The sequence below is a fragment of the Streptomyces sp. NPDC002868 genome (assembly GCF_055563295.1).
In genome coordinates, this window is sequence record NZ_JBVHDR010000010.1 from 82377 (window position 1) to 106717 (window position 24341).

The 24341-nt window shown below is 70.1% G+C and carries 20 protein-coding genes; 3 read left to right on the forward strand and 17 right to left on the reverse strand.

Annotation, left to right across the window (positions count from 1 at the left end):
* Nucleotides 1-2: 2 nt before the first annotated feature.
* From ACZ3H8_RS27410 to nagB, 10 genes are all read right to left on the reverse strand, one after another.
* The gene (locus ACZ3H8_RS27410; protein WP_467406293.1) at nt 3-6635 is read right to left on the reverse strand and encodes an eCIS core domain-containing protein; all 6633 of its coding nucleotides are present in this window, start codon (nt 6633-6635) and stop codon (nt 3-5) included.
* Nucleotides 6632-6928, reverse strand: coding sequence for a hypothetical protein (locus ACZ3H8_RS27415; protein ID WP_356221847.1), 297 nt, complete (start codon nt 6926-6928; stop codon nt 6632-6634). Before ACZ3H8_RS27415 ends, ACZ3H8_RS27410 begins: the two co-directional genes overlap by 4 nt.
* Nucleotides 6919-9108: an ATP-binding protein gene (locus tag ACZ3H8_RS27420; protein WP_467406733.1), complete on the reverse strand. Its 2190-nt coding sequence runs from the start codon at nt 9106-9108 to the stop codon at nt 6919-6921. The genes ACZ3H8_RS27415 and ACZ3H8_RS27420 overlap by 10 nt, the downstream gene beginning before the upstream one ends.
* A gap of 32 nt (nt 9109-9140) precedes the next feature.
* Nucleotides 9141-10016, reverse strand: a complete 876-nt coding sequence (locus ACZ3H8_RS27425) for a Pvc16 family protein (protein WP_467406296.1) — start codon at nt 10014-10016, stop codon at nt 9141-9143.
* A 4-nt stretch (nt 10017-10020) separates the two neighbouring features.
* Nucleotides 10021-10734 carry a hypothetical protein gene (locus ACZ3H8_RS27430; protein WP_467406298.1) on the reverse strand — a complete coding sequence of 238 codons (714 nt, stop codon included), beginning with the start codon at nt 10732-10734 and terminating at the stop codon, nt 10021-10023.
* Entirely contained in the window at nt 10727-11473 is a 747-nt protein-coding gene (locus ACZ3H8_RS27435) for a T4 family baseplate hub assembly chaperone (RefSeq protein WP_467406300.1), read from the reverse strand. Before ACZ3H8_RS27435 ends, ACZ3H8_RS27430 begins: the two co-directional genes overlap by 8 nt.
* A 30-nt stretch (nt 11474-11503) precedes the next feature.
* The gene (locus ACZ3H8_RS27440; RefSeq protein ID WP_030352235.1) at nt 11504-12028 is read right to left on the reverse strand and encodes a phage tail protein; all 525 of its coding nucleotides are present in this window, start codon (nt 12026-12028) and stop codon (nt 11504-11506) included.
* Between the two features lie 29 nt (nt 12029-12057).
* A complete protein-coding gene (locus tag ACZ3H8_RS27445) occupies nt 12058-13908 on the reverse strand; it encodes a phage tail sheath C-terminal domain-containing protein (protein ID WP_467406307.1) in 1851 nt (616 codons plus the stop codon).
* Between the two features lie 724 nt (nt 13909-14632).
* The gene (locus tag ACZ3H8_RS27450) at nt 14633-15970 is read right to left on the reverse strand and encodes a globin domain-containing protein (RefSeq protein WP_467406309.1); all 1338 of its coding nucleotides are present in this window, start codon (nt 15968-15970) and stop codon (nt 14633-14635) included.
* A gap of 158 nt (nt 15971-16128) precedes the next feature.
* Nucleotides 16129-16911: a glucosamine-6-phosphate deaminase gene (gene nagB / locus ACZ3H8_RS27455; RefSeq protein WP_467406311.1), complete on the reverse strand. Its 783-nt coding sequence runs from the start codon at nt 16909-16911 to the stop codon at nt 16129-16131.
* 223 nt (nt 16912-17134) lie between these two features.
* On the opposite strand from nagB, the gene ACZ3H8_RS27460 reads away from it, so the two are divergent.
* Nucleotides 17135-18136, forward strand: coding sequence for an alpha/beta fold hydrolase (locus ACZ3H8_RS27460; RefSeq protein ID WP_307665195.1), 1002 nt, complete (start codon nt 17135-17137; stop codon nt 18134-18136).
* Nucleotides 18137-18151: 15 nt separating this feature from the next.
* Here ACZ3H8_RS27460 and ACZ3H8_RS27465 read toward each other — a convergent pair whose 3' ends face one another.
* The 7 genes from ACZ3H8_RS27465 to dhaK all read right to left on the reverse strand — a co-directional run bounded on the left by ACZ3H8_RS27465 (nt 18152) and on the right by dhaK (nt 22710).
* Nucleotides 18152-18367 (reverse strand): hypothetical protein, encoded by a 216-nt coding sequence (locus ACZ3H8_RS27465; protein WP_467406314.1) that lies wholly within the window; start codon nt 18365-18367, stop codon nt 18152-18154.
* Nucleotides 18368-18470: 103 nt separating this feature from the next.
* Nucleotides 18471-19103 carry a class F sortase gene (locus tag ACZ3H8_RS27470; RefSeq protein WP_467406315.1) on the reverse strand — a complete coding sequence of 211 codons (633 nt, stop codon included), beginning with the start codon at nt 19101-19103 and terminating at the stop codon, nt 18471-18473.
* 91 nt (nt 19104-19194) lie between these two features.
* Nucleotides 19195-20007: a hypothetical protein gene (locus tag ACZ3H8_RS27475; RefSeq protein WP_467406317.1), complete on the reverse strand. Its 813-nt coding sequence runs from the start codon at nt 20005-20007 to the stop codon at nt 19195-19197.
* Nucleotides 20008-20363: 356 nt separating this feature from the next.
* Entirely contained in the window at nt 20364-20534 is a 171-nt protein-coding gene (gene rpmF, locus ACZ3H8_RS27480) for a 50S ribosomal protein L32 (RefSeq protein WP_398985344.1), read from the reverse strand.
* 105 nt (nt 20535-20639) lie between these two features.
* Entirely contained in the window at nt 20640-21050 is a 411-nt protein-coding gene (locus ACZ3H8_RS27485) for a PTS-dependent dihydroxyacetone kinase phosphotransferase subunit DhaM (protein WP_467406320.1), read from the reverse strand.
* Complete coding sequence (gene dhaL / locus ACZ3H8_RS27490) at nt 21047-21652, reverse strand: dihydroxyacetone kinase subunit DhaL (RefSeq protein ID WP_467406322.1); 606 nt, start codon at nt 21650-21652, stop codon at nt 21047-21049. Before dhaL ends, ACZ3H8_RS27485 begins: the two co-directional genes overlap by 4 nt.
* Before the next feature lie 65 nt (nt 21653-21717).
* The gene (gene dhaK / locus ACZ3H8_RS27495) at nt 21718-22710 is read right to left on the reverse strand and encodes a dihydroxyacetone kinase subunit DhaK (RefSeq protein ID WP_467406325.1); all 993 of its coding nucleotides are present in this window, start codon (nt 22708-22710) and stop codon (nt 21718-21720) included.
* Between the two features lie 289 nt (nt 22711-22999).
* Between dhaK and ACZ3H8_RS27500 the strand changes: the two genes are divergently transcribed.
* Nucleotides 23000-23626 carry an RNA polymerase sigma factor gene (locus ACZ3H8_RS27500; RefSeq protein WP_467406327.1) on the forward strand — a complete coding sequence of 209 codons (627 nt, stop codon included), beginning with the start codon at nt 23000-23002 and terminating at the stop codon, nt 23624-23626.
* Nucleotides 23623-24339 carry a hypothetical protein gene (locus ACZ3H8_RS27505; protein WP_467406329.1) on the forward strand — a complete coding sequence of 239 codons (717 nt, stop codon included), beginning with the start codon at nt 23623-23625 and terminating at the stop codon, nt 24337-24339. The genes ACZ3H8_RS27500 and ACZ3H8_RS27505 overlap by 4 nt, the downstream gene beginning before the upstream one ends.
* Nucleotides 24340-24341 lie beyond the last annotated feature (2 nt).

Below are 24341 nucleotides of genomic sequence, written 5' to 3' on the forward strand. Positions count from 1 at the left end.
CCTTACTTGTCGGACCTGTCGAGACCGTAGACATTGAAGAGCCACTCCTGGTCGCCGAAGAGTTGGTCGATTCCTTCCACGAGCTCCTCGATTCGTTTCTCCTTGTGTTGCTCGGTCGTCAGGACCCCTTCGGCCAAGAGTAGATCGATGATGGTGTCGCGCATCTTCTGCAACTCGCCCTTCGAGGTGCCAATTTTCTCGCGCTGTGCGTCAATTTCCTCCTCGCTGATGTCGCTCTTCTGGACGTTGTAGCGCTTGCGCTCCTTTCCGTTCACCATCTCCGTGCCGATGGCTTGAGGTCGTCTGCTCCGCCATGCTTCGTTGAGATGTGTGGCGTCGTTGCTCTTTTCGAAGGTCTTGTTGGCCGTCTGGAATTCCCTTAGGACCTCTTCTGGTGAGACTTGCCTGCCATCCTTGGTCCTGGCGTTCCCCTTGAGCGCGTCCGTCAACTTCTTCAGGCGTGTGCGGGATTTGTTCAGGAATCCCCGAATGGGGCTTGTCAGGCTGTTGGCACCAGTGGCGGTCAGTGCTCCCTTCCGGAGCACTTCGTCCGGCGAGCGCTTCCCGTGCTCGATGAGGCGTAGCTCCGCAGGCCCAACGGCCAGCATGAGCGGTACGCGCAGCCCCTCGGCCAGCGACCTGACGAGCGCGACCTGGGCTGGCAGTTGACGCCGATTCCCCGGGAATTTGCTGATGTCATCCTCATTTTTGAGGATCTGCAACCCCTGAGTGCCGAGACTGTTGCCGAGCTGCTGATTGTTGGCTTCCCGGGCCATTCCGGCGTAAGGGCCGATACCTGTGGGTGGGTTGGATTCGGCAGGGTGTGGGGCAACATTGAGCTCGCCGGAGCGGTCGGATTGTGGCCCCTTGGTGCGTGAAAATTTGAGCGACTTGTTCTGGCCAGCTATGTACTCGCTCTCTTCTCCCTTCGCGGCCGACTTGAAGCCCTTGTCATCTCGCATCTTCTGGTAGGTATCGAGCAGATTGTTGCCACCTTTCCCCTTGGCAAGGGCCTGCTTGATGTAGGCTATGACGCGCTGCTCGAGATCCTCTTCTCGCAGTTCCCGTCCATTATCCGCGGCAGGTAGCCGGGGGTTGAGCGCGGCTTCGACGCCGAAGGTCTTGCCGGTGCCACGGGAGAGTCCGCTGAGCCGGTACCACAGCCGCATCGCGGTGAGGACACCCCTGAATGCGCCATCCCGTACACCCTTGTTGAGCATCGAGGTCAGCCTTGGCTTGATCTTGGCGACGATCTTGCGGAGGCGAGCCTCCTTCGACTCCCTGGACTTCTCCTTCTTCTTGCGGTCGTCCTGCTGCCTCTTCTTCTGGTCCATGCGCTGCTTCTTGTCGTCGCGCATGTTGTTGCGCTTCTTCTTGAAGAAGTCGCGCATCTTCTTACCGCTGTTCTTGAGTGCCTTGCCGACCTTGCTCTTGCTGAGCTTCTTGCCGAGGGTCTTGCCAGCGTTGCGGACCTTCTTCAGCGCAGACTTGACCTTGCCCTTGACCTTCTGCAGGGCCTTGCCCAGCCGAGACTTCGGCTTGCGCGGCTTCTGGCGCTTTGGAGCCTCCGTCTCCTTCTTCTTGGGGGGAGTGTCGGGAGACTTGTCTTTCTTGGCGTCCGGCTTCTGGTCCGGGGTCTTGTCCGGCCTAGCCTCCGGCCTCTGCTGGTCGCGCTTGGCCGCGTCCTCCTCGCGACGGCGGTCCCTCTCCTTGTCCGGCGTCCGGCTCGCCGGCCTGTCCGAAGTCGCGTCCTTCGGCCCCCGGTTCGCTCCCGCCCCCCGGTCCGTCGACGTCGAGCGGTTCTTCGGGACCCTCGGCCCCTTCGGCTTCGCGGGGCCCGTCGGCTTCCTCAGTGCCTCCTGCGCGCTACGCACCGCGCCCCGCGCCTTGTTCACCGCGTCGCCCGCCGCCTGCTTCGCGCCCTTGCCCGTCTTCTTCAAGCCCTTCATGATCTTCTCGGCCATCGCCTTGAGGCGCTTGCCCACGCCCTTCGTCGCGCCCGCCAGACGGATCATCAAGAAGTTGGCGATGAAGTCCAGCAGCGCCACGATCCCCGCCGCGACCGCCTCCGCGAACAGGCAGGCCGCCGGGCCCGCCTTCACCGCCTTCAAGTACGCCCAGAACTTGCTGAAGGCGTTCAGGATCGAGCTCAGGCTCTGCCACGCCGCCATCAGGCCCTGCACGATCGTCAGGATCGCGCCCGCCGCCGGCACCAGCATCGAGACGACCTTCTCGATTACGATCGACGCGATCATCATCGGCAGCGACGCGATGATCGCGTCCCACGCCATCTTCCCGATCTGCTTGATCGAGACACAGCCCTTCACCAGGACGTTGATCACGGTCTTGCCGAGCCCGAGGATGCCCTCGACCTTGGTGTCGAACCACCGCTTGACGCCCGTCTTGATCGCGCCCCAAAGGTGGTCCTGAATACCGGACTTCGCCGAGCTGCCCGCCTTGCTCAGCCAGCCGCCCGGGTCCGGGGCGATGTCCGCGACCAGTGCCGCGAACTTGCCGAGCGCCTCGATCGCCGCCTGGGCGAACTTGATCGCGCCCAGGATGACGGCCTGGTAGATCTTGATGACGGCCTTGATGCCCGCCTCGAGCACGTCGAGGAGTTTGTTCAGGCCCGCGGCAAGGGCATCGAGCAGGGCGTTCACGGCCTTCTTCAGGCCGTCCGCCAGCTCGTTGACCTTCGCGATCGCCTTGTCGCGCAAGCCCTCGATCGCCTTGCGGAACTTGTCACGTAGTTCCGGGAAGGCCGCGAGCAGCACGTCCCCGATGGCGATCAGCGCGTCCGCCAGTACGTTGATCGCCTTGATCGCGAGGTCACGTACGAAGTCGATGGCCTTGTTGGCCCACTCCTTGAACGTGTCGATGATGCCGTTGACCGCCTTGCGCGCGGCATCGAAGACCTTCGTGACCGCTTCCAGGAGCGCGGTGAAGAATCCCTTCACCTTGTCGGCGATCCAGCCGAAGAAGCCGCCCGAGGGCTTCTCCTCTTCCTTCTTCTTCTCGGCCTCCTTCTCCGCGTTCTCGCGCTCCGTGTCTATCTGCTTGTTGTCCTTGTCCTTCCGCTCACCTACTTCCTTGTCCTTGTCGTCGCGGGCTTGGACGATCTCCTTGTTCTTGCTGGTGTGTTCCTTCTCGGACTTGGTGTCCGCGTCCTCGATCTTCTTGTCCTGCTCGGCGCGCCAGTTCTCGCGCTCCCGCTGAGCTTCATCCGCGGCCCGGCCCCGCTCGGCCGTCTGCTTCTCCGTGTTCTGAGTGACCTCGCGGTCGATCTCGGTCTGCTTCTCCTGCTTGGCCTGCTGCTCGCCCTGCTTCTGTTCCTTCTCCTTGGCGCCCAGATCGCCCTGGGCCTGGCCCGCGGCCCCCTGGATCTCCGAGCCGCGTTCCTGCTTGGCGACCGCGCCGACACCGGGCTTGGGCGCGGACCCGGCCTCGAGACCGCCCCCGCCGCCCCGCTTTCCGCCGCCCGTGGCCTTGCCGACCAGCTGCTCCTGGGGCGCGTTGGGGAAGATCTGGTCCTCGCCCATCGGCTTGGCCGCGTCCTCACGACCCGTGCTCTGGATGTCGGACTGCTTCTCCTTGAGCGCCTTGGCCTGGTCGTCCGTGCGCTTCGGGTCGCTCTCGCCCTCCAGCCTGATCTTGGGGGCAGGGCCGACCGTCTTGTTCTGCAGTTCCGGGTCGACGGTCGGGACCGCGTCGGCCGCGGCTTCGACGTTCTTCGCCTCTTCAGCGGTCAGCTCGGCAGCCACCGGCGCAGGCGGCGGGGGAGTGTTGTCGGTGGGCTTCGCGCCCTGCGCCTTCTCGCTGCCCTTGGCCTTCTGCTTCTCGCCCTGCTCCTCGGGGCCCAGTTTCTCGACCTTGCCCGTCACCTGGGCGGCGGGCGCAGCCGCCTCTGGCGGAGCCGACTGGGTCTGGGGCGCGCCCGAAGGGCGTTCCCGCGTAGGCGGGTTGGCGGCAAGGCGCTGCTGCTCCTCGCCGACCTTCTTGTCCGCCGCGGCGTCCACACCGGGCATTGCGGCCGCCGCCTGGTCCGGCGCCAGCTTGCTGACCGTACCGATGGCGGCCTTCGGGTCCTGGCCCGAGACGTCCGGCGGCTCCTGCTGCTTCTCCTCGGGAGCCGCCCCACCGCCTCCGCCACCGCAGCTGCCGCCGCCCTCGTCTTTCTCCGCCGCGGGCTCCGGCGGTGCGCAGCCGCCCCCGTCCTTCTCCAGCGACGCCTCCGGCTGGGCCTTTGCCCCCTCCGGCGCGGGAGCGCCGAACTTCCCGGGGCTTTCCGCCTGTTCAGCCGCGGGGCTCACGGCGGCCTGCGCGACCGACGGTGCGCCGCCAGGTCCGGCCGCGGCGCTCGGCCCCGCCGTACTGCTGCCGCCGACCACACCGCTCGGCGCCGCTCCCGGACCGCTCTCCTTGGGCACCGAGCTCTTGGGCGCCGACGCCTCGTGGTCGCCCTTTGCGGAGTCCGCGACCCGGCGCGCGGCGGGGGAGGGCCTGCGGTCCTCCACCGAGGTCCGTTCCGTGTGTGCGCCCGCCGGCGGGGTTGCGGACGCCGCCGTACTGGTGGCAGCGCCCACGTCCGGTGCACCCGCAGAGGAACCGGCAACCCCCGGCCGGGGCTTGGCGTCCTGTTCCGCCTGCTCCTTGCGTTCCTCCTGCTGGTCCTCGGCGCTCTTGGCGTCCGGCTGCTCCTCGCCGTCGCCGGAGTCCGAGTCCTTCTCGGCCGCGTCCTGCTGCTGTTCCGGATCCTGCTTCTCCGCCTCGGGCTCCGGCTCCTGCCTGCCGTCCGTCTCCGGGTCGGGGCCGACCTCCTGGTCCACCGGCTTCTCAGGCTGGAGGTCCTTCTCGCTGCGGTCCCCTGCCTCGGCCGCCGGGCCGCCCTCGGGCTGCGGCGCCTCACCCTCGACCGGGCCCATCTCCGCACCCGGCGGCTTGGCCTCCGCCCCCGGGGCGTCCTCGTCCTCTTCTTCCTCGGCGTCGTTCTCCCGCTGCTCCTGGACCTGTTCGGCCTTCGTCGGCGGAGGAGTGGGGAAGGTGGGCACCGCGGCTGTGGGGTTGTCCGCAGTCGGAACCGACGAGACATCGAGGTCGGTCTCCGGCAGATAGTCCTCGGGCTTCAGCTCGGCCTCGCCCGCGCCACCGCCCTTGGCCCGGTCGCCCTCCTCGCCGCCGATCTCCTTGTCCGCGCCCGCCTCGAGCCCGAGCGGCTTCTCCTCCTCGCGCGGGTCGCCCTCGTCCTCGTCCTTCTCGTGCAGGCCGTGCTCGGACAGCGCGCTGTCCCGCTGCTCCGCCCGCTCGTCCACCTTCTCCGGGCGCACAGGCCCGGGCTGCCCCTTGGCCTTCGGGTCGACGTTCTCCTGCTTCGACCCGTCCGCGGGCTTGTTCGCGTCGTCCTTGCGCTTGCGCTTGTCGGCACCGGGGGCGTTGGCCTGCTCGGGGTCCTGCTCCTCCCGGTCCCGCTGCTCCTTGCGCTCCTCCTTCGCCTGCTCGGCGCCCTCCTGCTGCCCCTGCGCCCGCTCGTCGGCGGCCTCGTCGACCCGCTGACGGTCCTGGCCCTGCTTCTCCTCTTCCTGCTGCTGCTCCTGCGCGGCCTGCTGCCGGGCCTGGGCGCGCTCGTCCTCCTGCTCCGTGCGCCGGGCGGCTTCCGCCCCCTCGGCCGCGGCGTCCGACTGCGCCCTGCTCCGGTCGCCGCCGCGCTTTTCGTCGCGCGCCTTGGCGTCCGTCTGCTCCTCGCGGGCGTCCTCGTCCCTCTTTCCCTTGGCCTCGCGCCCGCCCTCTTCCTTGCGCTTCCACTGCGTGCGCTCGACACCCAGCAGTTCGAAGAGGTCCGTCTCCGGCTCGGGCACCTCGGCCGGCTGGAGGTCCACCGGCTTGGCCTCGGACTCCTCGGCGAGGTCCAGCAGTCGGTCGTACTCGTTGGAGAGCAGCCGCACTTCCAGCCGGTCGAGCACTGAGTCCTGCAACTGTGGCGACATCCGGGCGAGTTGGAGACGTACGCGGCCCGACAGGTCCGCCGGGTCGCCGCGCAGTGAGCGCAGGACACCGTTCGCCAGCCGGTCCACCAGCGTCGCCGGGTCCAGCTGCTCCATACGGTTGCGGTCGGCGTCGACCGTTGCGTAGCGGAGCCAGCCGGGGGTGGCCTGGTCCGGCTCCACTTCGGGGGCCTGCTCCTCGTCCCGTACGAGGGCCTGGGCCGCCGACTCCGCCTCGCGCTCCATCGCCTGCTGCGGCAGGCTCACCGCACCCAGATCGCGGCCCGCACGCAACGCGCCCAGGCCGTCCGGGTTCTGCACCGTATGCAGGAGCTCATGGGCGAGCAGCCGCTGCCCGTCCGCCGTGCCCGGCCGGTAGGTTCCCTCGCGGAAGAAGATGTCCTGGCCGACCGCCACCGCGTCCGCGCCCAGCATCTCCGTGAGCGCGCCCGCGTCCCGGTCCGTGTGCAGCCGCACCCGGCTGAAGTCGTGGCCGAGCTGCTCCTCCAGCTCCCGCCGTACGCTCAGATCCAGCGGCTGTCCGGCGCCGCTGACGATGTTCTTCGGCTCCGGGGTACGGGACTTGGCCCGCTCCTTGCGCTTGCGCCGCCGTTCGGCCTGGGCCGCCTGGGTGTCCTGGGCATGGGACGTACTCATCGCGGCTCACCCCGACCCGAAAGACCCGCGTGCACCGCACGCGCCAGGGCCTCGCCGAGCCGCCCCGGCGAGGTGGTGGCGGGCAGCGGAGGCAGCCCGGACAGCGCGTCAAGGGCCCGTCCGCCGTCCGCGGCCAGCGGCACGCCCCGCTCCCGTACCAGCCGGGCCAGCTCAGCCTCGAAGGCGGCCGAGACCCGGTCGGGGTCGAGCCGCTCGAAACCGTCGAGCACCAGCTCGCCGATGTCCACACGAACCGTCCGGGGAGCCTCGTTCAGATCGTTTTTCAGACCCATCCGTGGACCTCCGAGGGCGTCAAGGAGCGGTCCAGCTTGAGGTATTCGGTACGCGCCGCCTCCAGCATGTGACGCATCTGGAGCCGGTCGCCCTCCTCCGCCGCGAGGAAGGCGCCCGACAGCGCGATATTGCGGATGGAGCCGCCCGCCACCGTCAGCCGGGCCAGCAGTTCCGGATCGACGCCCTTCATCGGGGCCCGCGCGGGCAGCACCCGTCGCCAGATCTCGGCGCGTTCGCTCTCGCCGGGGAAGGGGAAGTCGACGACGAAGCGGATACGGCGCATGAACGCGGTGTCCAGCGCCTGCTTCATATTGGTCGTGAGGATCGCGAGACCCCGGTACGCCTCCATGCGCATCAGCAGATAGCTGACCTCGAGGTTGGCGTACCGGTCATGGCTGTCCTTGACCTCGCTGCGCTTGCCGAAGAGGGCGTCCGCCTCGTCGAACAGGAGCAGCGCGCCGCCGCGTTCGGCCGCGTCGAAGACCTTGCGGAGGTTCTTCTCGGTCTCGCCGATGTATTTGCTGACCACCTGCGAGAGATCGATGATGAACAGATCCAGGCCGAGCTCCTTCGCCATCACCTCGGCTGCGAGTGTCTTTCCGGTGCCGGAGCCACCCGCGAAGAGCGCGGTGACGCCGAGGCCGCGGCGCAGCGTCGCGGCGAAGCCCCACTCCTGGTAGACGGTCGAGCGCTGGCGCACATGCGCGACGATCTCGCGCAGAATCCGCAACTGCCGCTCCGCCAGCACCAGATCGCCCCACGCCGCCTGCGGCTCGATGCGCCGGCCCAGCTCGTCCATGCCCATCCGGGCCTCGGTGAGTCCGGCCCGCCAGGCGAGCCCGGTGGCGTCCAGCTCGTCCTCATCGGGCAGATCCCGTACGACGGCCGCGCCGGCGGACCGGATCAGATGCGGCGGCAGCGAGAACTGCTCGACGAGATCCTTCAGGTCCTCCTGTGACACCTCCGGTACGGCCTCGAACGCGTCCGCCCACACGCCCAGCTGCTCCTCGGTGTCCAGCGCGGGCACGGTCACGCGCTCGCCGCGCGGGCGGGCGGTCTGCCGCGGATCGGGGCTGGAGACGACGAGCGGGACGGCCGCGCTCTCGATGAACGCGTCGGTGGCCGCCGCCTGTTCGCGGTCGAGTTCGCCGACCTCCACGAGCAGGGCCGCGGGCAGCAGGATCGCCTCCCGCTGCCACAGACGCGCGAGCCGGTCGCGCTCGACGGGGTCGGTGGGCATGTCGTCGGCGGCCATCGCGTACAGGCCGAGCCCGGAGCGGCGGGCGGCCGCGGCGGCGATGTCGGCACGGGTCCGCAGATCGCCGCCGACCAACTCGACGCGCAGCGGGGCGTGCCGGCCCGCTCCCGCCCAGCTCGCTGCGACCCGGCTCGCCGCGAGGTCGTACGAGGCGGGCAGGGACTCCGGTACGGGCGCCCGGCGCAACAGCCCGTGCAACCGGGAGTCCAGATAGGGCGAACCGACCAGGAAGTGCAGGATGCGCTCGTCGAGCCGCAGACGGGAGGTGGTCAGCCGGGTCTCGTCGTCCAGCTCGACGAGCCGCCAGCGGCGCAGCGGGGCGACGGGCGTGAGAGCGCTCCAGTGCGGTCCGCCGAGCGCGGCGAGGGCGAGCGAGAAGGTCGGGTACGCACGCTCCGGATCCCCGCAGGCGGCTGCGCACCGGCCCCCGGTGGTGGGGTCGAGCTCAGCGGCCGCGGCGAGCAGGATCACGTCGCGCTCGAAGGGGCTGAGTCCGAAGCAGGCGACGAGCGCGTCGAGGGCGGCCGGCCCGCGGACGGCGGTGAGCTCGGGGGCCCCGGGGGCGGCTGCGAGGCGGTCCTGGGATGACGCTTCGCCCCCGTCTGTCGCGGTGGGGGTGCTGCCTGAGGCAGCGAGGTCGCTCCGCCGCAGGGGCGCCGCGGTGTTCGCATCGCCGTCCTGCCGTACGGGCCCGGCCGCACCCGGCGCGGTAGTGCGCTCACCGGCTCCGGGAACGGCACCGCCGGCGTGTGCGGCCGGCGTGTGCGGCTGATCCTTGTCTCCCCGCCCGGGTACGGGCCGTCCCTGCGCACGAGCCGCATGGGCGTCCACGCGGGCGAGCACGGATCGCACGGCCGCGAACAGCGCCCGCCCGTCCCCACCGGCGTTCGCCGACGCACCAGTCGACTCGTACGTCCCCATACCCTCACCCGCCCCCGTGTTGCGCACGTGTCTCAGCTCTCCTTGCCGTCCGTATCCGCGTCCGCGCCTGTTCCCTTGCGGGGCCGAGCGGGCGTGGCACGTTTCGCGGCGGTCTTTGCGGTCTTCGCGGCGGCGCGCTTCCTCGCGGGAACGGCCGCCTTGGACGCCGCCTCAGGCTCCGCCTCCGCCCCAGTCGCAGGCTCCGCCTCAGGCGCAGGCTCCGGCTCACGCTGCGGTTCCGGCGACGGCTCCGAGCCGTCCACCTCAACCGCCGCCCCCGGCGGCACCGGCGCGCCCGGCGCCCCGAACGGCAGCACCCGCACCGTCCTTCGCTCCACCGGCTTCGCCGGGACCGGCCGCTCGCGGCCCTCGATCAGAACCAGCGACGCCTGGTACGCCACCGACAAGGTGTACGGGGTCTGGTGCAGCATCCCCCACAGCTTTGACGTCTCGTCGATGTCCATCACCGTCGGCGTGAACCGCACCCTCTGCGGCGACTCCGCCAGATCGCTGCCCGTCAGATACGGACGCTCGGCCGCCAGCTCGATCAATTCCTTCGGCAGGACCGGGATTTCGTGCAGTGTCCGCACCACGTACCCGATCAGCCGCTGCCCGACCAGCTCCGCCTCCTCCCCGTACGCGCTGATCAGATAGTGCAGATCCAGCGCCGCGGCAGGGCGTTTGAGCAGCGTGCCGTCCGAGGCGCGCGTCGGCAGGTCGGTGTGGCGCATCGAGGCGTTCGGCGTGACCTGGTACAGGAAAACATTGATGGTCGGCTCGGTCGGCGGCTCGGCCGGTGGCTTGCGGGTCTCCACCTTGACCGCGATGTCCATCTCGGGCCCCAGATTGTTCTCGATCAGCAGGGCCAGCGCCTGGGTGACGGTCGCGATGGCGAGTGCGTTGCTCATGACGTCAGTCCCTCTTCTCGCCGCGCGACAGATAGTCGTCCAGGGTCAGCGCGGGTGCGCGCCGTCCGGCGTGGTCGGGCCGGCCGCCCGCGGGGCGGCTCGCGCCGGGCGGTGGTGCCGCGCTCACTTCGAGTCGGCCGATCTGTACGTGTACGACGCGCTCCGCCGGCCGCGGCGCGCGCCGTCCCACCCCGCTCAGGGCCGCGCCACGAGCGGCGGCGGTGTCGGCGCCGCGCGGCCGGGCCTGAGCGGTGGCGGCCACCGCAGGAGCGGGCTCACGGGGCGCGGGAGCCGGTGGAGTTCGCGGCGCATCGGCCACCGCGGGCACCCCGGCCCGCCGCGCCGAGCGCGTAACGTCTGCGGCCGGGCGTGCCGTCGGAGAGGCTGCCGCGGCGGGCCGCAGCAGCGGACCGGGACTCGGCGCCGTCTGCGCCGCGGGCGGCTCGGGCTCGCCGGCCCGCCCCGCCTCGGTCCGTACGACGGTGTGGTGGTCGGTCCGCACTTCCCGCTCGTGCCGGACCAGTTCGGCGGGACCGAGGGCGGGCCCGGGCGCGGTCGGAATCAGCGCCGCCGGCGCGTCCGGCTCGGGCGGCCCGCTCCGCAGCGCCTCGACCCGCTCGAACGGGCCGGGCAGCCGCGGCCGGACCCGCGCCGCAGCGCCACCGGCCGCCGGCACCGGCGTGTACCGGGCGAGCAGCCGGTCGAAGTAGTCAGGCATCTGCGCACAGCTCCAGGTAGTAACGACGCCGCAGCGGGCTGAGCGCCAGAATCTCCGGCTCGCTCCACCCGTAGGCGGTGGCGAGCAGATGGACGTCGAGCATCAAGTCCCGTGCCCAGGTGTCCAGTTCGGTCCACAGATAGGAGGTGATGTCCAGCTCGGCCGGGGTGGCCTCACCGCACTCGGGACAGGCGACGTTCAGCGTTACATCGGCCGTCGGGTCCGCCTCGGCCGCGGTCTCGGCGAGCCGTCGCTGTACGTGCTCCGGCAGCAGCGAGGCCAGCCGCTCCGGCGGAACTGCCTCCCCGCCCCGTACGGCCGAAACCGTGCAGCGCGCCACGAGCACTCGGCGCGCCTGAGCCGGATCCCGCACCGCGCCGGCCGCCGCGAGGTCGGCGACGGTGGGCAGCCGGAACTCGACCGCCCATTCGCCCTCCTCCACTCGCAGCGGCCCGTCCGGCGTCCGCGTCCGGGTGCCGAGCCGGGTTGCGTCGAGGTCGAACTCCATCGCCTCGCCGCACGACGCACACTCGACACGGACCTGCATGCGTTCGCCGAACAACGCCCGGCGCAGCGCGAACAGATCCGCCTCCCGCTCGCCGACCGGCACCGACAGCAACTCGTCGGCGCCGGCCCCCGGGCGGGCGGCCCGGTGCAGCAGCAGAGAGCGACCCGAGTCGTGCTGCGCAAGACCGGCTTCCCAGGTGGCGAGCAGCTCGGCCGGCCCCGTCGGCGTCATCCCTCATTCCTCCGGTGCGACAGGCCGTGCTCAGGCCGGATGGGTGAACGAGGGCTCGACCGGCTCCTCCACCTCGTAGTCCCGCTCCCAGCCCTCGCATTCGAGCTTGACGCTCTGGATGGCGACGGCGTTGGCGTTGGCGTCCAGCTCGCCGAGCACCTGGTACTCGCTCACCCAGGCCCGGTACAGCTTGTGTGAGACGGCCACCTGCCCGGCCTCGTTGAGGACCTGGATGATGATGTCCTTGCGGAAGTCCCGCAACGAGACCTCCGAGCCGAGCCCGGCGCCGACCTGCCAGACCTTGTTGGCCCAGCGGTCGAACTCCGGGTCGTGGGTGACGCCGCGTTCGAGCGTGACGCCCTCGAACTCGGAGCGGCCCGGCGACTTGCGAGGTGAGCTCGGGTCACCGCCGTGGCGGTGCTTGACCACTTCGGTGGTGCGCTTCAGAGGACTGATCTTGCTGATGCCCGCGACCGTTCGACCGTCCCAGAGGACCAGGAACTTGAAATTCTTGTACGGGTCGAAGCGATGGGCGTTTATCTGGAACTCAGCCATCGGTTTCCTTCGTGTTCCTTTTCCTTGGGTTACGAGAGGTCGAACTGTCCGGCCATCTGCTGGATCTTGACGATCACGAACTCCGCCGGCTTGACCGGCGCGATGCCGATCACGACATTGACCACTCCGGCGTCGATGTCGGCGTCGGTGGTGGTGTCCTTGTCGCACTTGACGAAGTACGCCTCGCGCGGCGTGCCGCCCTTGAACGCGCCCTGCCGGAACAGGTCGTTGAGGTACGCCGACGCCTTCAGCCGGATCTGCTGCCACAACTGCTCGTTGTTCGGCTCGAAGACGACCCACTGCAGACCGCGGTGCAGGCTCTCCTCGACATGCAGCGCGAGCCGGCGCACCGGCACGTACTTCCACTCGCTGTCGAGCGCGTCCGCGCCCTCGAGCGTGCGCGCGCCCCACACCAGCGGACCCACCACCGGGAAGGTGCGCAGGCAGTTGATGCCCAGCGGGTTGAGCAGCCCGTTCTCCCGGTCGGTGAGCTTGACCGTCAGCGACCGCACACCGGCCAGCCGCGCCTCGGTCCCGGCCGGCGCCTTCCATACGCCGCGCTCGCCGTCGGTCCTGGCGATGACGCCCGCGATCGCGCCCGAGGGCGGGAAGGAACGAAGCCGCCCCGTCAGCGGGTCGGTGAGCTGCAGATGCGGGAAGTACAGCCCCGCGTGATTGCTGCGTACAGGCTCGAACGCGCCGATCCCGGCCCGCGCAGCGTCCACGCTGCCCCAGGTCGACGGCGAGTCGACGAGCAGGAAGATCCGCCGCTCCCGGCACAGCTGCTCGGCGGCGGACAGCACGGTGACCATGTCCTCGGTGGACTCGTACGCCGAAAGCTCCGGCAGAGCCAGCAGGTTGACGTCGTCCACGTCGCGCAGCGCCTGCAGACCGGTCTTGCGCGCCTCGCTGCCGATGAGGTCACGCGGCCCGGGCGGGTCGCCGTCCTTGCCGCCCTGGAGCGGGAAGACGGGCGGGTTGACCGAGGCCTCCAGGCCCAGGTCGTTGGCGCACTCGCCGATGAAGCGGACCACGTCGTCGGGGTCGACGGACCCGGCCACGACCTGGAGGCGGCGGCCGAAGGCGGTGACCTCGGCTCCGGCGAAGGCGTGCTTGCCGGGGGCGTCGGGCAGCGCGCGCAGCTTGCGCTCAAGAAGCAGGGCGAGCTCGGTGACAGTGCGCGGCGGCTCGCCGTCGTGGTCGGGCTCGTAGAGCGTGAACTCCCGCTCCACGTCGCCGATCTTGACCTTCAATTCGACATTGAGGTCCGGCAGCTCTGCAGAGAACGGCTTGGAGACGGTACCGGAGGGGTCGGGCCGGTCCTCGTCGAGCGCCTTGACCCGGACGAGAGAAGAGCCGGAATTGACGACCGTCTCCACGAAGCGGCCGTGGCCGGAGTGCATCGCGAGTCCGGTGAAGGACTCACGGGCGCCGCCACGGGCGTCGAGGATGTGCAGGTTGAACGTCTTGTCCGGGGTGGGGGTGTCGTGGTCGACGGCAACCCGCAGGCCCGAGCCCCAGACGCCGGGCTCCTTGGCGTGCACCTCCAGCACCGGGCACTCGCTGTGCCCCTCGGTGGAGTGGAGCGTGACGCACGCTTCCTCGCCGGTGCCGGCCTTGGCGACGCGGACGATCACCGCGACCGTACCGCCGTTGCCGAAGAACTGGTGCACCGCGTAGCTGACCGCGCTCTGCGAGGTGAGTCCGCCGAAGCGCCGCTCGAAGTCCGCGAAGCTGGTGACCCGCACTGGTTGGTTGAGCGGACCCCGGCGGGTGTGCCCCACGAACGCGGTCACCGACGTGGTGACCGAGGCGATGGTCCGGATGCTGCTGGGAAGTTCTTCGATGTATACGCCGGGATAGCCCATGTGCGTCGGCATTCCCCCTCCATTCCCTTCGCGCACCAAGAGATGAGGAGGGAGGTGAAGAAACCACGCGTATGCGTCCAGCAGGCATACGCGCCCATCACTGCATTCCCCCGTCACACACCCCGTGCGATATCGGTCTCGCAGGGCCATCGGCATGTGCCTGTGCTTGTGGCTCCTGATGCATGAGTGCCTCTGGGGAGTCTGGTTCGCCGCTGAAGGGTCGGTCAAGAGACCGATTCAGTCATCCGGTGATCATTGGCCGTGGCGGGTTCGGCGGCGATTTGGCGTGGTCAGAGGGGTATCGCCGGTCGAATATGGAGAGGTATTCACCATCGCTTCACAGGAAAATGCGATCAGGGGTGGGAAACAAGCCGAATGCAACTGCCCCCGGCGCGCCGCCTTGTGTCCAGTTCGCGATAAATGGCCGACTCCAACTTTCCTTCGGCGGGGCGGCGTTGGCGGGAAAGCTCCCTGGTTGAGGCGGCAATCCGGCCGTCTGGCCGGTCCCTGCGCCACGACCCGGCTGTGGCTGGGCCGATGCCTTCGAGGGCGATAAAGATCAGGACGAAGGTGGTCTTCCTCCGGTCTCTCGTCCAACTCTGCGCCGACGGTTGCGACGTGACCCGTTGACACTCGTGCTAGACAGGCGCCGCGGCGCAGACCGCCTGTCTCGACCGTACGAAGCTCTGGGTGAGCGAGTTCGTCAAGCGGCGGGAGTGAAGCGGCGGGAGTGAGGTCAGACCCGTCCTGCCGCGCGGTGCGGCTCGAACCAGCTGCCGCTGTCCGGTGGCGCGGGCTCAGACTGTGCGTCCGGCTGAGGCTCGGGCTGAGGCGCGGAGTGGGACTCGGGTGCCTGGAGGTCGATCGGGCGCGTACGGGCGTCGGGATCGATCCAGTTCACCGGGCGCGGGTCGAGGAACTGTTCCGCGTGGGAGACGTGTCCGCGCTGTTGCAGCGACGAGGGCAAAGGATCCCGGATAAGCGATTCTGCAGGCAGCCCGCACTCGTACAGCAACTCGGCCGTCTCCTGCACGAACATCACGGGACCACACAGATAGACGGTCTCGCCGGTCCACTGCCGGCGCGCGCGCAGATTGCTCTGCAGCCGTTCCGCGGCCCGCATCCGACCCTCGGCCCGCTCCTCGTACCACCAGTAGGCGCTCAGATAAGGGTGGGCCCGCAGGAGGCCGACGAGGGAGCCCCCGTCGTAGAAGTCGGCCTCGCCACGGGCCACGACATCGATACGGATTCGTGGTGTGGGCTTGCGGGCGAGTAACTCGTCCAGGACCGCTTTGACCGGGGCCCAGCCCGAGCCGGCGGCTATCAGAGTGACGGCCGGAGTGCCGGGCGGCGGGGCGAGCGCGGATCCCGAGGCGGCGCCCAGACGCAGGATGTGGCCGGGCTCTGTGTGGTCGCACAACACATTGCTGAGCAGTCCATGAGCGACCCGGCCGATATGGAATTCGAGCACACCGTCACGGTCGGGGCGGCCGGCCAGCGAGTATGGCCGCCACACACCCGGCAGATTCGGATGCTCGATCGTGGCGTACTGGCCGGGGCGCCATGGATAGCGGGCGGACGGAACGGCGCGGATGACGGCCGTGTGCCCACCGTGCAGCCGGTGCGAGACGACAGTGGCCTCCCACGACGCGGGCTCTTCCGCAGCGACAGAGCTGTGCGCGCCGCCGGTCATGGCCTCGGCTGTGGTTGCGTACACCCGCAGCCAGGCCGCTTCGGTCCGCGCGTCCCACGACTGGGCGCTGTGGTAGCGGACCGCGGCGACGAGACTCTCGCCCACCGCCGCGTAGTCGTCGTCGCATATCCCGAACTTGCGGTGATCCCGGCCGAGTTGAGCCAGGTGGGCGGGGAGCCCGGGGTGGCCGAGATGGTCCACGACCTGGACCAGGGCGGCGAACAGCCGCTCGTACTGATCGTCCATCGCGGTCGGGAACAGCTTCCGCAGCTGCGGATGGTGGGTGAACAGGTGGGCGTAGAAGTAACGCACCACATGACTTGCACGCCGTCTGACGCGCTCCAGGCTCGCTCTGACCAGATCTATGTCGTCGTCGTTCATGGATTCCCCCGGGGCTGCACGGCTGCGCGATAGTTGAACGCGCGTCACAGTGCTGAGCGAGCTGAACCGTATCAACTCGTGGGCGAATCCGAGTCGTTGTGACATCAATTACTTCTCGACTGGAACATTCCCCTTCCGGCCGGGACAACGGACCGCTGCTACAGGCCCTGCCAGACGGGCTTGGCGGCGTAGGTGGCGCGGAAGTAGTCGGCGAGCTTGAGGCTGGAGGCCGCCGCCTCGTCGACCACGACCGTGGCGTGCGGGTGGAGCTGTAGGGCCGATGCGGGCACCAGCGCGGAGAGCGGGCCTTCGACGGCGAGCGCCACGGCGTCGGCCTTCGCCTCGCCGGTGGCCAGCAGGACCAGGTGACGGGCTTCCAGGATGGTGCCGATGCCCTGGGTGATCACGTGGTGGGGGACGTCGTCGATGCCGTCGAAGAACCGGGCGTTGTCCTGCCGGGTCTGCTCGGTCAGCGTCTTGATCCGGGTGCGGGAGGCGAGCGACGAACAGGGCTCGTTGAAGCCGATGTGCCCGTCGGTGCCGATACCGAGCAGCTGGAGGTCGACGCCGCCGGACTCGGCCAGCGCGCGGTCGTAGGCGAGACAGGCGGCCGCGACGTCGTCAGCGGTCCCGTCGGGGCCCATGAAGGACGCGTCGGTGAGCCCGAGGGGTTCGACGACCTCGCGCAGGACCACGGAGCGGTACGACTCGGGGTGGCCGGACGGCAGTCCGACGTACTCGTCGAGCTGGCAGATCCGGGCACGGGAAGCGTCCACTTCCGTGGCGCGCACTTTTGCCGAGAGGGCGTCGTAGATGGGCAGCGGGGTCGAACCAGTGGCGACGCCGAGGAGGGCGTCGGGCTTGCGTCGCAGCAGGTCGGCCATGGCTTCGGCGATGAGCTCGCCGCCCGTGGCGGAGTCCGGAACGATGACAACTTCCACGAAGATCCCTGTCTCTTGAGGCATGGGTGGTGTAGACCAATCTACCTGGTGGGCAGGGGTGCTGTCGCGTGCGGGATGTCCGGCCCCGCTGGGCGTTCCAGCCGCCCCACAGCAGGCCGTACCCGGGGTGAAACCTGGTGGAAATCCCCCGTGCGGTGGCGGCTCTACGCTCGGAGGAGCAGATTCGAAAGAGCGGATGAGGAACCGCGTAGGAGGTGAGCGGATGGTCACCGGCCTCGGACCGCAGACATCGGACCGGAGCAGGCTGCGCTCCGTCAGCGAAGACGATGTGCAGCTGCGCCACTACGTGGTGCACGGCTACCGGCGCGCATACCGGATCGCCGGCGAAGGTCCGGCCGTCCTCCTCGTCCACGGCATAGGCGACTCCTCCGCCACCTGGGTGGACCTGATCCCCGGGCTGGCCCGTCGCTACACCGTCATCGCACCCGACCTCCTCGGCCACGGCGCCTCGGACAAACCGCGTGCGGACTACTCGGTTGCGGCCTACGCGAACGGCATGCGGGACCTGCTCGGAGTGCTCGGCATCGACCGGGCCACCCTCGTCGGCCATTCGCTCGGCGGCGGAGTGGCCATGCAGTTCGCGTACCAGTTCCCCGAGCGCACCGAACGACTGGTCCTGGTCAGCGCGGGCGGCGTCGGCCGCGAGGTCAATCCCGTTCTCAGGGCGGTCTCCCTGCCGGGCGCCGACCTGCTGCTCTCGGCGCTGAACCTGCCGGGGATGCGGCAGGGGACCGGCCTGTTCGCCGAGCTGATCAGGATGCTGGACACCGACCTCGGGCAGGACGCGCCCGAGCTGCTCAACCTCGTGGACGCGCTGCCGGACGCGACCTCGCGCAGCGCCTTCATCCGCACACTGCGGGCCGTCGTCGACTGGCGTGGCCAGGTGGTGACCATGCTCGACCGCTGCTATCTGGCGCAGGGGATGCCGACGATGCTGCTGTGGGGATCGCGCGACAGCGTGGTGCCGGTTGAGCACGCGCACGGCGCGCATGCGGCAATGCCCGGAAGCCGACTGGAGATCTTCGAGGGCGCGGGCCACTTTCCCTTCCACGCCGATCCGGCGCGTTTTCTGGCGCTGGTCGAGGACTTCATCGAAACGACCCGCCCCGCCGACTGGAGTACGGAGCGCTGGCGGGAGCTGCTGCGGGCCGGGCGCGTTGTCGAGGACGAGCTGCAACTGGCGAGCGAGCGCAGCGCGACCTGAGGACGCGCCTGCTTGTCAGAACAGAGGGAGTTGCCCGGGGAAGTCCGGCACGAAAGCGCCGTCGAGATCGGGCTGCAGGGCCGGATCGAACTGCGCCTGCCGCCGGGACCCCGGGCAGGAGACCAACTCGGCCGCGGTACGCGAGCCAACCGGGTCATGGCGGGCGAACCGCCCGGCGACGACGGCGATTTCGCGACGGCAGACCGGACAACGGCGGCGGGGAGCGGACATGCTCCCAGTCTGCCAGCCGGCTGGACGGGCCTCGTTGCCGCGCCGGCGCCGCCCCAGGCGGCTGATCGGAGCCGGTGAGCAGACCGACAGCATCTCCACCTCGTCACCGCACCTCGACAAGGCGGGCGAACGCCACGACGTTCCCGTCGTAGCCGGTCTTCTTCGTATAGCCGCCGCCGCAGGTGATCAGGCGCAACTCCGGTGCCGGGGTGTCCCGGTAGACGCGGGCGGCCGGAAAGTTCTTCTTGGCGAAGATCTCGATGCCGTACACGGCGAACACTGCCGTGCGGCCGTCCCCGCGCAGGATCTCGATACGACTGCCCCGCTCCAGTGCGCCGAGTGAGTAGAAGACGGCCGGGCCCGCCTTGTTGTCGACATGGCCGACGATGACGGACGTGCCCCGTTCGCCGGGGCCGGCCGCGCCTTTGTACCAGCCGGCGAGATTGCTCTTCTCCAGCGGCGGCGCATCGATCCGGCCGTCGGCGCCGAGGCCGACCTCGGTGAGCGGGGCGTCGAGCCGGACGGACGGAATGGTGATCCGCCGTGGCGGGGAGTGGGGGAGCGCATCGGGCGCGGGCGGCAGCGGGTCGGCCGCGCTGTGGCGGGCCGCGACGGCGGAGCCTGGCTGGGGCGGGCCGCCGGCCGGCTCGGTGGATCCGTTGCGCAGGAGGAACAGCCCGAGCAGCAGGACAGAGGCGACCGTGAACCACGAGCTGCGGTGCTTGAACGTGTGCATGGGCGCTCTTCCTCGGTCCCGCTTGTGTCTCGGGTGGCGCTCCGCCGCCCAGGACCTCGGGGCCCGGGGCGGCGGAGCCGCTGTGTCGGCGTCAGACGCCTTCTCCTGACCTGCGGCGCAGCAGCAGGACGCCGCCGCCGAGCACACCTCCCGCGACGAGGGCGGAGCCGGCGGCGATCTGCGCGGGGCTCAGATCGGCGAAGCTGCCACCGGCGCCGGCATCGACGCCCGCGCCGGGCTTCCTCATGTCGGAACCGGTCTGCGACGTTCCCGTGCCTGTGTGCGAGTCGCCGGTCTCGGCTTCGGTCCTGGTGGGCGCCTGGCCGGTCTCGGCTTCGTTCTTGGTGGGCGCCTGGCCGGTTTCGCCCTTGGTCTCGGTCTCGGTGTGTGAGTCGCCGCTTTCGGCCTTGGTCTCGGTCTCAGTGAGTACGTCGCCGGGTTCGGTCTCCGTGAGCGCGTCCCCGGTCCCGGCCGCGGTCCCGGTGAGCGCGTCCTCGGTTTCGGCCTCGGTCCCGGTGGGCGAGTCCCCCGTCTCCGTCCCGGTCGCGGTGAGCGAGCCGGAGCCGCTGCTGATGGCGAGGGCCGTGGTGACCTTCTCGCCGTTGCAGTCGAAGGTGACCTCGTCCTCGGCGCCCGGCTTGGCCTTCGCGTCGATCTTCGCCGTGCCGGGATGGCCTTCATCGAGCGTGACGGTTTCGAAGACCCCGGATGACACGGTCACGGTCGGGACTTCACACTCGGCGGCGTTCAGAGTCACGGTGCCGCCGGGCGCGACGGTCGAGGGGGTGACCGTGAAACCGGAAGGGGTGATGTCGCCCTCGTCGGCGGCCAGGGCGGCTGGGGCGCCGACGGTCAGCGCGGCGGTGCCGATCAGGGCGATGGAGGCGACACGTATCGCACGCATGGTCAGTTCTCCGTGTTCCCGAGGGTCGTTGCGGACGACTTCCGTGCAGGAGAAGAAGTGCCCCTCGTTGGGAAGGACGCTAGGAGGCCGACCGGGGCGCCGCATGCGGCGAGGGCGGCGCGGCCTCGGCGTGTCACCACCCGTCTGTCGCAGTGACCGCGACGGTCGTGCCAGGTCACGCGGTACGGCCGGGAGCCCGGCGGATCCGCGGCGTACGCGAGTCCGATCGAGTGACGGCGTCACCCGGTGGCTCTGCGGGAGCGAGCCACCGGGTCCGGCCGACAACCCCAGGCCCTAACGGAGCGTCACGGACGGCGTGAGGTGATCCTCGGTGCAGTGAACGTCCCACATGTCCGTCAGCCCTCCGGGCGCAGCAGACCGCGCTCGTACGCCTTCACGAGCCGCTGCGGCACCTGGTGCGGGACGCCGTCGACGGTGATGGTCACCAGCTGGGGCGTGGTGGCCTTCCACTGGGCGCGGCGGTGGCGGGTGTTGCTGCGGGACATCTTGCGCTTGGGTACGGCCATGGGACCGGGGACCTCCTGGGTGGGGATGTGCCCGGGACGCTACCTGAAAATGGTTCCCGTTAGCAATTGGGCTGGGCCGGTATCCGTCGGCCCCCGGCCGGAGGCTCACACCTTCCGGTAGTCGTACGCCTCCGAGGCTGCCGCCTCCACCGCGTCCAGGTCGCCGCCCGCCGAAGCGGTCACCACGGCTGCCACCGCCCCCTCCACGAAAGGCGCGTCCACCAGCCGTGTCCCGTCCGGGAGTTCGTCGCCCTCGGCCAGTAGTGCCTTCACCGTCAGCACGGCGCTGCCCAGATCGACGAGGACGGCCACCCCCGCGCCCCCGTCGACAGTGGCCGCGGCCGCCGTGATCAGCTCCGAGCTGGTCCCGAGGCCACCGTCCGCAGTGCCGCCCGCCGGGGCGACGGGCGCGGTCGCGCCGCCGCCCGCGAGCCCCTTGGCCAGCTCGGCGACCGTCGCGGCCACCTCTGCGCTGTGCGAGACCAGCACGATCCCGACCGGCTTGTCGGTGCTCATCCCGCCACCTCCGCCAGCGCCGCGATCAGCAGGGCGGAGGAGGTCGCCCCCGGGTCCTGGTGCCCGATGCTGCGCTCGCCCAGATAGCTCGCCCTGCCCTTGCGCGCCTGCATCGGCACGGTCGCAAGTGCGCCCTGCTCGGCCGCCTCGCGTGCGGCCGCGAACGACCCGGTGGAGTCGCCGAGCGCCTCGACCGCCGGATTGAGTGCGTCCAGCATCGTCTTGTCCCCGGCCTTGGCCCCGCCCAGCTGTGCCACCGCGGCCACGCCCGCACGCAGCGCATCGGCCAGCTGCCCGGGCGTCACCTCGGCGTCGTCACCGAGCGCCTTTCCCGTACGCCGCAGAAGCGTCCCGTACAGCGGACCGGAGGCGCCGCCCACCGTTGAGATCAACTGCCGTCCCGCCAGGGTCAGTACGGCCCCGGGTGTATGGGGCGCCTCCTTCTCCAGGACCGCCGTCACCGCCGTGAAACCGCGCTGGAGATTGTTGCCGTGGTCGGCGTCGCCGATCGCCGAGTCCAGCTCGGTGAGGCGGTCCGCCTCACGGTCCACGGCAGTCGCGGCGGTCGTCAGCCAGCGGCGGAAGAAGTCGGCGTCGAGCACATGAACTCCCTGTCGTGAGTGGGCGGGTTGGCGAGTGGGCGGGGCCGTGCGCAGGTCCTGGACGGTCAGCGGCCCCAGCGGAGCGCGGGAGTCTGCACCGGCGCGTCCCACAGCCGCAGCAGCTCCTCGTCGACCTGGCAGAGCGTCACCGAACAGCCTGCCATGTCGAGCGAGGTCACATAGTTCCCGACGAGCGTACGGGCGACGGGCACTTGGCGCTCTGCGAGCACCCGCTGCACCTCGGCGTTGAAGCCGTACAGCTCCAGCAGCGGCGTCGCACCCATGCCGTTGACGAGCGCGAGCACCGGGCCCGATGGCTCCAGATCCTCCAGTACGGCGTTCACGGAGAAGTCCGCGATCTCCCGCGACGTCATCATCGCGCGCCGCTCACGACCGGGCTCACCGTGGATGCCGATGCCCAACTCCAGCTCACCCGACGGGAGATCGAAGGTCGGACTGCCCTTCGCGGGCGTCGTGCTGGCGCTCAGCGCGACACCGAAGCTCCGGGAGCTCTCGTTCACCTGCCGGCCAATCGCCTCGACCCGCTCCAGCGGTGCACCCTCCTCGGCGGCCGCACCGGCGATCTTCTCGACGAACAGGGTCGCGCCGGTGCCGCGCCGGCCCGCCGTATAGAGGCTGTCGGTCACCGCGACGTCATCATTGACGAGCACCTTGGCGAGACGGACACCCTCGTCCTCGGCGAGCTCGGCGGCCATGTCGAAGTTGAGGACGTCGCCCGTGTAGTTCTTGACGATGAACAGCACCCCCTCGCCACTGTCGACAGCGGCGGCCGCCCGCGCCATCTGGTCCGGCACCGGGCTCGTGAAGACCTCTCCCGGACACGCCGCAGAGAGCATCCCGGGCCCGACGAAGCCGCCGTGCAGCGGCTCGTGCCCGGACCCGCCCCCGGAGACGAGCCCCACCTTGCCGGCGACGGGTGCGTCACGCCGTACGATCACCCGGTTCTCCACATCGACCGACAAGTCGGGGTGCGCGGCCGCCATACCGCGCAGGGCGTCGGCGACGACGGTCTCCGGCACATTGATGAGCATCCTCATGAGTACCTCCTGGTGAGCGCGGCCGCGTTTGTGAAGATCGCAGACCGTCGTATCGACGCCTTCATGTCCGCCTTCTCTCGGTAGAGGGCGGTGGTGGTCGACAGGCGGGCCTTTCCGCCCGCCTTCTATTAAGAGGGTAGATCGCTCAGACCTCGTTGGGGGTGCAGCGGCACCCCGTCCTTCCGCGGCATCGCTTCGAACAGCTGTGACATTTCCGTGATTCCTGGCGCAGTGATCTATGGGGGACGTCGGCACAGGCGTGCCGTGTCAGCACGATGAAGAGGAACGAGTGGGCAAGCTTGGGGGCGGCCGCCGTGCACAGACGTACGACGGAGAGCTGGGTGAGGCGGTCGAGCGGGCGCAGGAGGGGGACGAGGGCGCCTTTGCCGCCGCCTACCGGCTGGTGCATCCCCCTCTCCTCGGCTTTTTGCGTGGTCTGGTCGGGGACGACGCCGAGGACGTGGCGTCCGAGGCATGGCTCGAGATCGCCCGTGATCTGGGGCGGTTCCGTGGAGATGGAGCGGGGTTCCGGGGGTGGACCGCGAGCATCGCGCGCAACCGTGCCATCGACCATCTGCGTCGGCTGAAGAGCCGCCCTCGGGCCACGCTCTTCGAGAGCGAACTGGCCGAGCTGCCGGCCAAGCAGGACACGGCCGGCGAGGCATTCGAATCCATCTCCACCGAGCAGGCCCTCGCATTGATCGCGAAGCTGCCCCGGCAGCAGGCGGAAGCGGTGCTCCTGCAGACGGTTATCGGCCTCGACGGGGCGTCGGCCGCACGGGTGCTGGGCAAGCGGCCGGGAGCGGTACGCTCCGCCACGCACCGCGGGCTGAGGCGGCTGGAGAAACACCTCGCTGCGCTTCAGCCCATGCGTGTGACAGATTCCGACTCTCGTGCGCTGGGAGAGGGGAGATGACCGAGAACCGACCCCGAGGTGCCATGAACCCCGAGCAGCAGACGCCGACGCTCGAGGACTTGCTGGCTGCCGCCGCGCGTCCCATGCCCTCCCCGGCGGAAGGCGAGGTGCGGGCTGTGGCCGCATTCCGGGCTGCGCATGACGAGGGCGCGCCGGCCGCACTCACGCGACCCGAGGACGACTGGCGCCCGAAGAGTCCGGGCGTAGGAACTCGGCGGATCAAGGTGGGCATCGGCGCTCTCGTCGCGGGAGCCATGCTGGGCGGGGTGGCGATGGCAGCGGGCGCGATCCCGACGCCGTTCGGCGAGCCGCCGCTCAAGCCGGGGCCGACGCCGAGTGCCTCGTCACGCAACGCGGAGAATCCGGGGGAGCCGGAGCCCCCGTCGACGAGCGGACCCGGCGCTCGCACCCCCGGTGAGCGACCGCCGACGGCGAAGGACGATCTGGCGCACTGCCGCGCCTACGAGTCGAAGGAGGGGCGGGGCGCAGCGCTGGACGGCACCGCCTGGCAGCGGCTCGAGGATGCGGCGGGCGGCCCGGACGCGGTGGCGGCGTACTGTGCGCGGCTGTTGAGCGAGCAGCCTGTCAAGGCGTCGCCGCAGGCCCGCCCGTCCAAGGGCGAGGGCGGCAGGAACGACGCGCCGCCCGCGGAGCAGCAGGGCGGTTCGGGCAATGGAGCCGCTCCGACGAAGAAGCCGCCGGGCAAGCAGTAGGC

Bases quoted from the DNA above. Each gene is read 5' to 3' on its own strand.
- ACZ3H8_RS27420 (WP_467406733.1), bottom strand. From the start codon at position 9,108: ATGGGGACGTACGAGTCGACTGGTGCGTCGGCGAACGCCGGTGGGGAC.
- ACZ3H8_RS27435 (WP_467406300.1), bottom strand. From the start codon at position 11,473: ATGACGCCGACGGGGCCGGCCGAGCTGCTCGCCACCTGGGAAGCCGGT.
- ACZ3H8_RS27465 (WP_467406314.1), bottom strand. From the start codon at position 18,367: ATGTCCGCTCCCCGCCGCCGTTGTCCGGTCTGCCGTCGCGAAATCGCC.
- ACZ3H8_RS27450 (WP_467406309.1), bottom strand. From the start codon at position 15,970: ATGAACGACGACGACATAGATCTGGTCAGAGCGAGCCTGGAGCGCGTC.
- rpmF (WP_398985344.1), bottom strand. From the start codon at position 20,534: ATGGCCGTACCCAAGCGCAAGATGTCCCGCAGCAACACCCGCCACCGC.
- ACZ3H8_RS27470 (WP_467406315.1), bottom strand. From the start codon at position 19,103: ATGCACACGTTCAAGCACCGCAGCTCGTGGTTCACGGTCGCCTCTGTC.
- ACZ3H8_RS27505 (WP_467406329.1), top strand. From the start codon at position 23,623: ATGACCGAGAACCGACCCCGAGGTGCCATGAACCCCGAGCAGCAGACG.
- ACZ3H8_RS27410 (WP_467406293.1), bottom strand. From the start codon at position 6,635: ATGAGTACGTCCCATGCCCAGGACACCCAGGCGGCCCAGGCCGAACGG.
- ACZ3H8_RS27430 (WP_467406298.1), bottom strand. From the start codon at position 10,734: ATGCCTGACTACTTCGACCGGCTGCTCGCCCGGTACACGCCGGTGCCG.
- ACZ3H8_RS27475 (WP_467406317.1), bottom strand. From the start codon at position 20,007: ATGCGTGCGATACGTGTCGCCTCCATCGCCCTGATCGGCACCGCCGCG.
- ACZ3H8_RS27440 (WP_030352235.1), bottom strand. From the start codon at position 12,028: ATGGCTGAGTTCCAGATAAACGCCCATCGCTTCGACCCGTACAAGAAT.
- dhaK (WP_467406325.1), bottom strand. From the start codon at position 22,710: ATGAGGATGCTCATCAATGTGCCGGAGACCGTCGTCGCCGACGCCCTG.
- ACZ3H8_RS27415 (WP_356221847.1), bottom strand. From the start codon at position 6,928: ATGGGTCTGAAAAACGATCTGAACGAGGCTCCCCGGACGGTTCGTGTG.
- ACZ3H8_RS27425 (WP_467406296.1), bottom strand. From the start codon at position 10,016: ATGAGCAACGCACTCGCCATCGCGACCGTCACCCAGGCGCTGGCCCTG.
- ACZ3H8_RS27485 (WP_467406320.1), bottom strand. From the start codon at position 21,050: ATGAGCACCGACAAGCCGGTCGGGATCGTGCTGGTCTCGCACAGCGCA.
- ACZ3H8_RS27460 (WP_307665195.1), top strand. From the start codon at position 17,135: ATGGTCACCGGCCTCGGACCGCAGACATCGGACCGGAGCAGGCTGCGC.
- ACZ3H8_RS27445 (WP_467406307.1), bottom strand. From the start codon at position 13,908: ATGCCGACGCACATGGGCTATCCCGGCGTATACATCGAAGAACTTCCC.